Source organism: Paenibacillus taihuensis (assembly GCF_003386535.1).
In the GTDB taxonomy this organism is placed as follows: Bacteria; Bacillota; Bacilli; order Paenibacillales; family Paenibacillaceae; genus Paenibacillus_Z; species Paenibacillus_Z taihuensis.
This window is the reverse complement of record NZ_QTTN01000027.1, coordinates 77,837-88,280: the sequence shown is the minus strand read 5'-3', so window position 1 is coordinate 88,280 and position 10,444 is coordinate 77,837. Positions and strand designations below refer to the sequence as shown.

Annotated in this window: 4 protein-coding genes; 2 read left to right on the top strand and 2 right to left on the bottom strand. The window is 49.3% G+C overall.

Features of this window, described 5'->3' with window-relative positions; all coding sequences use genetic code 11:
• Nucleotides 1–501: 501 nt before the first annotated feature.
• Both mraY and A8990_RS20625 read right to left on the bottom strand, forming a co-directional pair.
• Nucleotides 502–1,452, bottom strand: a complete 951-nt coding sequence (gene mraY / locus A8990_RS20630) for a phospho-N-acetylmuramoyl-pentapeptide-transferase (protein ID WP_116190937.1) — start codon at nucleotides 1,450–1,452, stop codon at nucleotides 502–504.
• A gap of 197 nt (nucleotides 1,453–1,649) precedes the next feature.
• The gene (locus A8990_RS20625) at nucleotides 1,650–7,556 is read right to left on the bottom strand and encodes a galactose-binding domain-containing protein (RefSeq protein ID WP_116190936.1); all 5,907 of its coding nucleotides are present in this window, start codon (nucleotides 7,554–7,556) and stop codon (nucleotides 1,650–1,652) included.
• A 237-nt stretch (nucleotides 7,557–7,793) separates the two neighbouring features.
• Between A8990_RS20625 and A8990_RS20620 the strand changes: the two genes are divergently transcribed.
• Together A8990_RS20620 and A8990_RS20615 are read left to right on the top strand one after the other, a co-directional pair.
• Nucleotides 7,794–8,444 carry a TnsA endonuclease N-terminal domain-containing protein gene (locus tag A8990_RS20620; protein ID WP_116190935.1) on the top strand — a complete coding sequence of 217 codons (651 nt, stop codon included), beginning with the start codon at nucleotides 7,794–7,796 and terminating at the stop codon, nucleotides 8,442–8,444.
• Nucleotides 8,422–10,437 (top strand): hypothetical protein, encoded by a 2,016-nt coding sequence (locus A8990_RS20615; protein ID WP_116190934.1) that lies wholly within the window; start codon nucleotides 8,422–8,424, stop codon nucleotides 10,435–10,437. The genes A8990_RS20620 and A8990_RS20615 overlap by 23 nt, the downstream gene beginning before the upstream one ends.
• Nucleotides 10,438–10,444 lie beyond the last annotated feature (7 nt).

Below are 10,444 nucleotides of genomic sequence, written 5' to 3'. Positions count from 1 at the left end.
CGTTCATGTTTGTAGACATTTCCTGCGCTCAAGAGACTGATTCGAAGAAACGTTTTGCCGATTCGCCCGATTCGACCAGGGCAGCAGAATACGCGCAAAACACGCTATAAATCATCTGTAAGCTTCGTCTACAGAGTAGCATAAATCGGTTCGAATGAACATTTTTTAAGCGGATTGTCTATCCGCTTGTTTGCTGTACACTTTTTTCAGACTGCACCAAAAAAACAAACGGCACAGGGGTTTCCCTCATGCCATTTTGGATTCCATTTCTATTCTCGGTCAATGTCATTGAGTTAACTTAATGACATTGGGCTTTGCCTGCCTTTTTTTGCTGTGAGGAGCTGAGAGATCCAAATTCGCACTCTCGCGTCAGAAACAGGCACATTTAAAGCTGAGAGATCCAAATATGATCTCTCAGTATCACAACCGCCTCGTGCATTAGCGATTTCGCGCGTGAGAGCTCCAAATCCGCACTCTCAGCTCTGAAACCTCCCCGGTCAGCTAGAGCACAAATTTCCAGATGAGCAAGCTGAGCAGTGCTGACGCCCAGGAGATAAAGCCGAATACCATCACGATCGTATTCTCGCTCCAGCCGTATTTTAAGCTGAAATGATAATGGATCGGTGCCATTTTGAACAGACGAAGCTTAGTCCGCTTATAGTACCAGACCTGGAGGATAACCGATAACTGCTCAGCCAGATAGACCAAGAAGAGGATCGGGAGCAAGATTTCGACCTTCTCGATGACCGCCAGGATGGACAGCGAGCCTCCGATGGCGAGCGAGCCCGTATCGCCCATGAATGCTTTTGCCGGGTAGATGTTGTAGATGAATAGCCCGAGCAGACAGCCGATCATGGCGAGCGAGAACGTCTGCACCTCCGGCTTGTCCGAGATCACGAAGAAGAAGAAATAAGTCGGAATGGCGACGTTGATCAGCAGCCCATCCAGTCCATCCGTAAAGTTAATCGCATTCGCTGATCCGACCACGAACAGCAGCATGATTGCAACGTACGCATACACGGGAAGATGCAGCTGGTAGCCTTGAAACACCGCAACATCGCTCGTCAGCCCAAATGAACGGAATAAGAAGAAGAGCAGAATGCCGGTGAAGGCGAATTGGAGCACAAGCTTCATCCGGCCGGAGATTCCCGACGGATCTTGCCATGCTGCTTTTTTGAAATCATCCATAAAGCCGATAAGGCTAAACAAGAGAAACGCAGCACATAGCAAAACCGTCAAAGGCGCAGGGTGAAACTGCAGGGACGCGAATACTCCGATCAGCAGAACGAGTCCCGCCATCAGCGGCGTCCCTCGCTTCGCTTGATGATCCGGAGGCAGCTCAGCTCGAATCGGCTGGGTGAGCTTGAAATAGCGCAGACTCCAGATAAGCACAGGCGTAAATATGGCTACGAGTAAAAAAGAAAGTCCAGCGATACCGAGTTGATGCTGCATGCCGAACACACCTTCCTTTTATTTCCTTAGGCAGAGCCCTAGCTCAAATGTACTGGACGGGCCGTGGCCGATAAAGAGAAGGATTTTTGTAGGTTTTTTCATATTTTGGAAGAACAAGAAACAAGCTGAAGCAAGGAAGTATCCTGGCGTCAGCTTGTTCGTGTTTCCGATTACTATGCGGTCTGGGGAAGGTCCGTTTACTCGTAAACTTCCATCTCCAGCAAGGAGTAGCCGTATTGCGTGTTGCGTTCCGTGCCATAAACTTTCACATAACGAGCATTGGCAGGGCTAAAGAAGATGTTGTCGATATGCTCGTGCTCGCGACCGTTCGTTGTCGAGTAAACCGTTGTCCAACTCGCGCCGTCTTCTGATACTTCAATCGCAAATGCTTTCGCCGAGGCATTCTCCCAGTTCAGCAGAACGCGGCTGATGGTGTGCTTCTCGCCAAGATCGACGCTGATCCATTGCGGATCGCTGAATGCCGATTCGAAACGCGTGCCTTTGTTGCCGTCGACTGCGAGTTGTCCGCCTTGTAGCGGATTATCCGAAGTGGCTGTTTCCTTATGAAGCGCAAGGTTCGTTGCAGCCATTATAGGCTGTACCACGGACACGTCTTCATAACCTGCGGCATGCACGGTTACAACATAAGGGTGAGCTTCCGTAAACAATGCGCGATCAAGATTAATGCTGCCGTCTGTAATCGTGAATTGATTGGAGCCCAGCGTAACGCCGTTCAGTTCAACCGCGTTGATCGCAGTTCTCCACGCCGCGTCATCAGCGAACGCGATATTGATCGACTCTCCGACTACGTTATTCGTCGCATCTGCCGTCAGCGGTTGTCCTGCAAGAGGAGCCGTGTCGCCGGCATAAACCTCAAACTCCCACAGCGAGAAGCCGTAAGGCGATCCGCGTTTGATCGCGTTCATCTTCACGTACTGCGCGCTGACAGGGGCGAAGGAGATATCGTCGATGCCGCCGTTGCCATTGTCAGTGGAGTAGACCGTCGTCCACGTTTTGCCGTCCATGGAGACGTCGATGGTGTACGCTTTGCCGTACGCATTCTCCCAGTTCAGCAGGACGTGATTAATCGTATAGGCCTTGCCGAGGTTCACGCTCATCCATTGGTTGTCTGCGAATGCCGATTCCCAGCGGCGGTCCAAGCGGCCGTCAACCGCGTCGGCGCTTGAGCGGTGATAGTCCGGCGATGAGTCGGTCTCTCTGCCGAACGCAAGGTTCAGCGGGTTCGGATTGGTGCCATGATCCGGCATTTGATTCGGGTCGCCAGGCTGCTGCGGTTGACCGGCGATCGTCTGTAGAACGGATGCATCGCTGTAGCCTTTCGCCTGAACCGAGATCATATACGATTGCGCATTGTTGAACAAGGAGGCACTGAGCACGATTTTACCGGTACTCACTTGATATAGATTGGTGTTGACTGATGCGCCATTGATGCTAACGGACTCAATGGCAGTTCTCCAAGCAGCATCGTCGTTAAACGTAATGTCGATCGGTTGACCGACCGCTGCGTTCGTCGAATCGGATACGAGATCCGGTGCCGATGGCAGGCCCGCGCCGTTGCCGTACACTTCAAATTCCCAGAGGGAGTAGCCGTAGTTGGTCGTACGCTCCGTGCCGTTCATTCTCACATAACGTGCTGCGATTGGCGCGAAGCCGATGTCGTTGATTCCCGGTTTGCCTGTTGTTGTCGCATAGACGGTTGTCCAATCCTTGCCATCCGCGGAAACTTCAACGGTATAGCTCTTGCCTGCTGCATTCTCCCAGTTCAGAAGGACCCGGCTGATTGTTTCCTGCGATCCCAGATCGACCGTGATGGATTGCGGATCGCTGAAGCTGGATTCCCATCTCGTCGCTTTGTTGCCGTCAACTGCGAAGCTGCTCGCTTGGTTCGGAGCAGACGAAGTGCTTGTCACTTTGCGAAGCGCGATGTTGACGTTCGAGTCCGTCACGACGATTTGCTGGGCGCTCTTCGTGAAAAAGCCTTGTGATTCGATCGTGATGTTATAAATGCCGGCCTCAGGGAACAGAGCTTTGTTCAACGTAATAGCGCCTGGCGCAACTTGATATTGATCCGCAGTAAGCGGCGTTCCGTTCACTGCAACCGATTGAATCGCGTTTCTCCAGCCTTCGGCATCATCGAACGTGATATCCATCGGCTGATTGGCACGGTTCATCGTCGTATCTGCGACCAGATCCGGAGCATCCAGGCTGCCTGCAGGCGAACCGAACACTTCCAGCTCCCATATGGAGTAGCCGTAGTTCGTCGTGCGTTCCGTCCCTTCGACCTTCACATATCTAGCGTTCACGGCAGGGAAGGTGATGTCGTCGATGCCTTCGTGACCACGGGTCGTCGAGTAGATAGGAGTCCAGCTTTGGCCGTCTGTCGATACAAGGACTTTGTAGCTCTTGCCGGCTGCATTTTCCCAGTTTAGACGGATATGGCTGAGTCGGTACTCGGATTTCAGGTTGACCCCGATGAATTGCGGATCGCTGAAAGCAGATTCCCAGCGCGTATCCGGCTTGCCGTCAACGGCGTACGAGCCAGGGTTGTTCGGTTTCTCGGAAGTGAAGGTAGGCTTGTTCAGCGCCCGGTTCACCGTCGAGTTCGTAATGACAACCTGCTGGACGCTTATGTCCGGATAGCCGTTAGACTGAACGGTAACCTCGTAGCTGGATTCAACCGGGAACAAGGAGCTGCTCAAAGTGATTTTGCCTGCTTGTACTGTGTATTGCGATGGGTCAAGGACTTGTCCATCCAGACGTACGGCGTCGATCGCTTCGCGCCACTTCAGATGATCGGCGAACGTGATTTCGATCGGTTGACCGATCGTGTTAAGCGTCTTGTCGGACGACAGCGCAGGAGGGACGCTGGCATCCAAATCCGTTACCTTCGTAGGATCCACTTTAACTAGCGATTTCGGACCGACTGTCGCAGAACCCGTCACGCCGTCTGCGTTGTGGAACGTGATGGTGATCGCAGCGTTCGTCGGATTCCATACTTCAGCCGTGTACGTCGTGCCTTTCTTGTAGATGGAAGCGCCGGACCAGCCGGTTGCCCATATATCTTTGGTGCGCGAACCAAGCGTTGCCATGTTGTGCACGAACCAGTACGTGTTGAAGATTTCGTTCTTCTGCGTGTTATCCACCGTGAACTTATTAAGCACGTCTTGCGGATTGCTCAGTGCTTCGATCGGCCATACGATGTGGTACCATGCATTTTCAGGACCTTTGTTATCCTTCACGAGACCGCCATACAAGTCGGCGACTTTCTTCTGATCGAAGCCGTAGCTTGTCAGGTACTCGCCGGTAGGCAGCCAGTGGATACCGTAGATGTTGACCGGATCTCCGCTGAAGAACGTGCCGTAGTTATACGCGCTTCCGTATACTTGGCCAACCGATTTGTGATTGAAGCCAGGCAGCCAGTTGTCGTTGTCATAGTTGAACCAGTACTGCTCGACAGCCTTCAGTTCAGTCGTGAAGCCGTAGATCGAGATGTCGCGCACAGCTTTGTCGCCGGACAGGAGGCTCCACATGTATTCGCCGACCCAGCCGAACAAGGACTCGCCCGCCGCTTCCTGGTTGTTTCCGTTGTTGTTGTCGCCATAACCGCCGGCCCATGAATGGCCTTCGTACGGATCGAAGTTGCGCAGAAACGGATACATCGGATCCGTCTTGGACGGATTCGCATAGTCGCGAATCAGATGCTCGACCATGCCGCCGTAGTTGTCCTTGAAATCTTGATCGTACGTAGCGAGAACGGCAGAAGCGAAGACATAGTACCCATACGTGAAATGATGATCCGTCAGGCCCGTGTTCGCGCCGAATTCGCTGTTCTTGTAGTACATCGTGCCCCAAGCCTTGTCGTAGTACATGAAGTAGTCCGGCTCGCCCTTCGTGTACGTATACCAATCCGTCAGAATCGTTCTCATACGGGAGAGGAACACTTCCTTGTACGCCCCGTCGCCGATTTGATCGGCAATCAATGCGCCCATAGCAAGCGGGTGCAGCACTTTGCCTTGCCAGTAAGCGTCGCCCGACATGATGTTCTTGGACGTTGCTTCGTCCAGGTAGCTCAATTCTTGAAGCAGCTCGTCGCGATTATAAGCAGGATCGCTCGGCTCCGTGAATTGAGGCACGATGCCCTCAAACTTATCCGTTGTCGTGAACGAGTTGCCCTCGCGCAGCTTCAGCGTTCCGCGGATGGAAGGATAAGAGAGTGTCGTCAGCGGAGTAGACGATTGCTTCCATTGGTGCGGGAGCAATGCCATCAGCGTCGTCGAAGCCATATCCGTACGCTTCTGGTCGATCTCTGTATCGAAGCGTGTAACGACATCGGAAGTGTTCTCGTCGAAACTTGGTGTGACGACCGTGTTCTTAACGAATGCATAGGCGTGTGTATAGAAGTAGTTCAGGTCGCTTGCCGCAGGCATCGAGGCTACGGACAAGTAGTTATCGCCGTTTCCGAGGCGGATTTTCACTTTATTGCCGACTTTCATGAAGACGGAGCCTGCCGGAGCAAAGGCGCCGTAGTTGCGGATGACCGCAGCCGCTTGCGGCGAGCCGTCCACGTTCGTTACGGCGAAACCGATATGGTCTCCTGTTACGGTAGCGCCTTCGGATGCGAGAACGGCATTTCCTTGATCATCGTAGAAGCGCGTGGATGCCGGGAAGTACAATTCCGCTGTCGTCGGATCACTGAATTCCGAATACAAGTAAGGCGAGCCTTTAACGAACGTCGTTGTCATCTTCTGCGTATCGTTATCGCTCAGCGCCACGGTCGCAGACCAATCGCCGTAACCGACAACCTTGTTCTTGATGTTGGTCGCGCTGATGTTGCCGGCATGCAGATAGAAGTCCGGACCGCCATCGGCTGCTTGCGAGTTGCCCGTATCATTGACCCAGCCTGCGCCCGGATTCAGAACGCTGAGTCCCAGCGGCGTGTACTTGGATTTGAGCGGAAGCGTGATCAAGCTGTCGCTCAAGTTCTTGATCAGAACCGATTGCCACCAGTCATTGGAAGGAATCGGCGCACCCAGAGTGTCGGACTTGTTAATCGGCGGACGCGGCTGCGGCATGCTGATATCGCTAGTCAGATAGCTGCCTTTGCCCACCTCGACCGCCCCGGCGGTAGGAAGCGAAGGGATCGTGTAAACGGGCTTCGGATCCCCCTGCACATAATCGTAAACGCTGAAATTAAACAAAGAGTAGCCATAGCTTGTCGTACGGCTGATGCCTTTCATTCTCACATATCGGCCCTTTGCATACACTTGCGTATCCTTCCAGCCTTCAGAACCGTTGATTTCACGGTAAATGGTTGTCCAATTCTGCGCATCGTCGGACACTTGCAGATCGTAGATACGTCCGGCGGCATTCTCCCAATTCAGGCGAACGCGGCCGATGTCGTGCACGCTGCCAAGATCGACATAGATCCACTCGTCGCTCGTATGAGCGGAGGACCATCTTGTAGTATCGCTTGCGTCGTTTGCGTTCTCGGGCGGCAAGGCAGGCTTATCTTTGTCGGCTTTCTCATAGGAAGAAGCAAAGACCGGCTTATTCAGCGCGACGTCTTCGCCGAGGACGACCGGAAGCGGGTTTGTGCCGCCTGTACCATAGACTTCGAATTCCTTAATCGACACGCCGTATCCGCCGCTGCGCTCAAGGGACAGCATCCGGACATAACGTCCTTCGCCGGACAAAGCAAAGGTATCTACGCCGCCGTCGCCCTTCGTGTCGGAATAGATGTCTGTCCAATTGGTCTCGTCATCGGACACTTGAATCTTGTACGACTTCGAGTAGGCATTCTCCCAGCGGATAATAGCCTTGTCGATCTTAGCGTGAGCGCCTAAATCGACGTAGATCCATTGCGGATCTGCGCTGAACGCGCTGCCCCACCGAGAATCCGTGTCTCCATCAACTGCTTTGTCAGGCGTCAGGCCGCCTTCAACGGATGAAGCATACGCCGCTCCTTCATACGTAAGCAGGTGCGAAACCTCAGCTCCCTTTGCGCTGGCTGCAGAAACGGTTGTACCGCTCCATGAACCGAGAAGCATGGAAAGAGTGAGCACTGACGGAATTGTCAGCGGCAATTTCTTACGTACCACCTTTCTTGCAGAAAGTACAACGACATAAAGATCCCAAATTAGAACCTTGATATATCAAGGTTCTTTTTCATTTGGGGAGATTTTCATGTCGTTTTTTTTCGCGACATGAAAATCCCGTCATAACATACGAACGACAAAAAAATCCCTCTAATCAGTGCAAAAGTAGTTTGTTTTATCGGCATACGGTCAAGACTGGTAACAAAAAGGTATGGAGGGATTCGAATGTATACTGAACCTCTGATTAGAAAGCGTTATGGACGTTATGGAAATAATCATTGGATGGTCTACAGTTTCAAATTAAAGAGGGATGTAAATCTGTTCAGTGATCTCGAATACGACCATTGGATACTAATTGAATCCGATTATACGATTCAAGTTTTTTGTGAGCAGCCTGCTGAAGCGCATATTGAAGAAGATGGTGTATCTATTTTTGATATGTGGATTAAAAAAGTAGATGGTGACGAGATATTCTTCGAAATTAAATATGAGCAAGATCTGAATGACGAAGCTGTAGCAAAACAAATTAGTATTCAGAAAAAATGGTGCGAACTGCACGGCAAAAAGCATCAGGTTCGGACAGAGAAAGATATAAGAAGTAATGAGAAGTATCTGGAAAATTTGAAAGATCTCCTTCCATATGTACTGAATAACAGTACGATAGTTGAAATTGACCGTTATAAAGTTCTCACACAACTAAAAGAAGGTACAAAAACAGTTGGAGAGTTGAACCAAGAGTTAAATATTGGCTTACCCCGATTGTATGAAGCCGTTGCCTGCATGATCTATTCAGGGGATATTTCTGCAAGTCTTGATAAGGAATATTTCGGTTTTGGGACGGAGGTGAGGATTAATGAGAAGAAAGAGCAAATTTGAAAAGTTGGGGATAGACCCAGAATTGCTTAACCTAGCAGAGTGGCCAATCGTTGATACTACTGGCTGGGATGAAGCAGATTGTGATAAATATCAAGCAAGAAAAACGGCTGTTGAGATGTACCTTCGGGATAGTGCGACCGTTAGAGAAATTTCAGAAGCAACGGGGATCGATAAAAAGGAGATTTCTCGTTATGTTGACCGTTGTTTTTTAGTAGATGTGAATAATCAGATTTTGGGGTTTAGAGCCTTAAACCCAGGCCTTCACGTGAAAATCTATGAGCGAAACGATTTACCTAAAGCAAATGCAGCTAATTTTGCAGGTGCCTTTGATCTCTTGTTGTTGACTTTCCCGGAGTTAAGGAAATTGATTCACGATAAGGCATTAGGAACGGGGAATGGAGCTTCAAAAGCGACGCATTCAGTAAAGTACATTCTTAAGCAATTTGATACAAAGTGTAAAGAACTTGGTATAAAGCCCAATCAATATCCGAGAAATACAGCTGACAAAGGAAGGCGTTCTCTTGAGAGGTATGTAAAAGATTTAAAAGAGAGACATTTCGGGAATGAGCATGTGTTCGGGGAAATTGCAGCAATGATGGCAAAAACCGTAGGCAGAGGGGAAAAAAATTACGCTACAAACTTTAGACCCTTCTCAAAAGTTATTTTTGATGCACATAAGATCGATTTGATGCTAACAATTCGATACACAGATCCTAATGGGAACGTAGTAAAGAAAGTTTTAAAAAGAATTTGGTTGCTTGCTATTATAGATGCTCCTACAAATTCGGTTCTAGGACACTTGTTATGTGTTAAGCCTGAATATTCGCAGATGGATGTGCTGCAATGCATTCAAAATGCGATACATCCACATGAGCCCATGAAATTTACCATTAAAGGTTTGCAATATCCATCTGAAGGTTCTTTTCCATCGATAAGTATCCCTGAAACTCAGTGGGCTGTTTGGAGAGAGTTTTGGATGGACAACGCTAAAGCGAATTTAGCGAAGAATGTGGTAGATAAACTAACGAAGACAGTAGGTTGTTTCGTTAATGCAGGGCCTGTAGCGTCTCCTCTTCGAAGGGGACTCATAGAGAGGTTCTTTCGGACTCTTGAAGTAAACGGATATCACTTACTACCTTCAACGACAGGTAGCAATCCGAACGATCCTAAGAGAAAAAAGGCTGAACTGAAGGCATTGCAACAAGAAATTAACATTGAACATCTAGAGGAATTAACAGAGGCAATGTTAGCACAGTACAATTGTGAGCCACACAGCGGTAACTCGGGTTTGAGTCCACTTAAAGCAATGCGCGATAAGATTGAAGGAGGATTTCTACCAAGAATCTTACCGGAGTATCGGCGTAAAGAACTGGGACTCTTGATTGTGAGTCAGACTGTTACTGTTCAGGGGAATCTGGAGAAAGGACGGAGGCCTTACATTAACTACGAAGGAGCACAATATAGGAACGATGTCCTCTCACAAAGTGCAGGGCTTATCCGTCAGAAACTAACAATCTATATTAACTTAATGGACATTCGTTTCCTTAGAGCTTTCTTGCCAAACGGAAACGAGTTGGGAACACTTAGGGTAGTTGGTAAGTGGTCGAAAGCCCCTCACTCACTTGAGACCAGAAAGTTAATTAATAATTTTATAAGAAGTGAAAAGCGAGACTTTTTCTTAAAGAGTGATGACTATGTACATGCCCTTTCAGAATATCTCGCAAGTAGTAAAAACAAAGGCGACAAAAATCGTTTGGTGCATGAGATAAGATATCAACAATCACAGGCACTAGTAGAGCAAGAAAAATTTTCAGAAGAATATACAGATGAAAATGAAGAAGTAGTTGATACAGAATATTGCGTTGATGAAGTGATTGCGGAAAGAGACCCTATAAACACTATTATTTTTGAGCATACTGTAATAGTGCAAGTAAATAATAACGAAACGCTTGAAGATGGCTGGGAGGATTTCTTCAAGCCAATATCGTTTTAGGAAAAGT

Bases quoted from the DNA above. Each gene is read 5' to 3' on its own strand.
- mraY (WP_116190937.1), bottom strand. From the start codon at position 1,452: ATGCAGCATCAACTCGGTATCGCTGGACTTTCTTTTTTACTCGTAGCC.
- A8990_RS20620 (WP_116190935.1), top strand. From the start codon at position 7,794: ATGTATACTGAACCTCTGATTAGAAAGCGTTATGGACGTTATGGAAAT.
- A8990_RS20615 (WP_116190934.1), top strand. From the start codon at position 8,422: ATGAGAAGAAAGAGCAAATTTGAAAAGTTGGGGATAGACCCAGAATTG.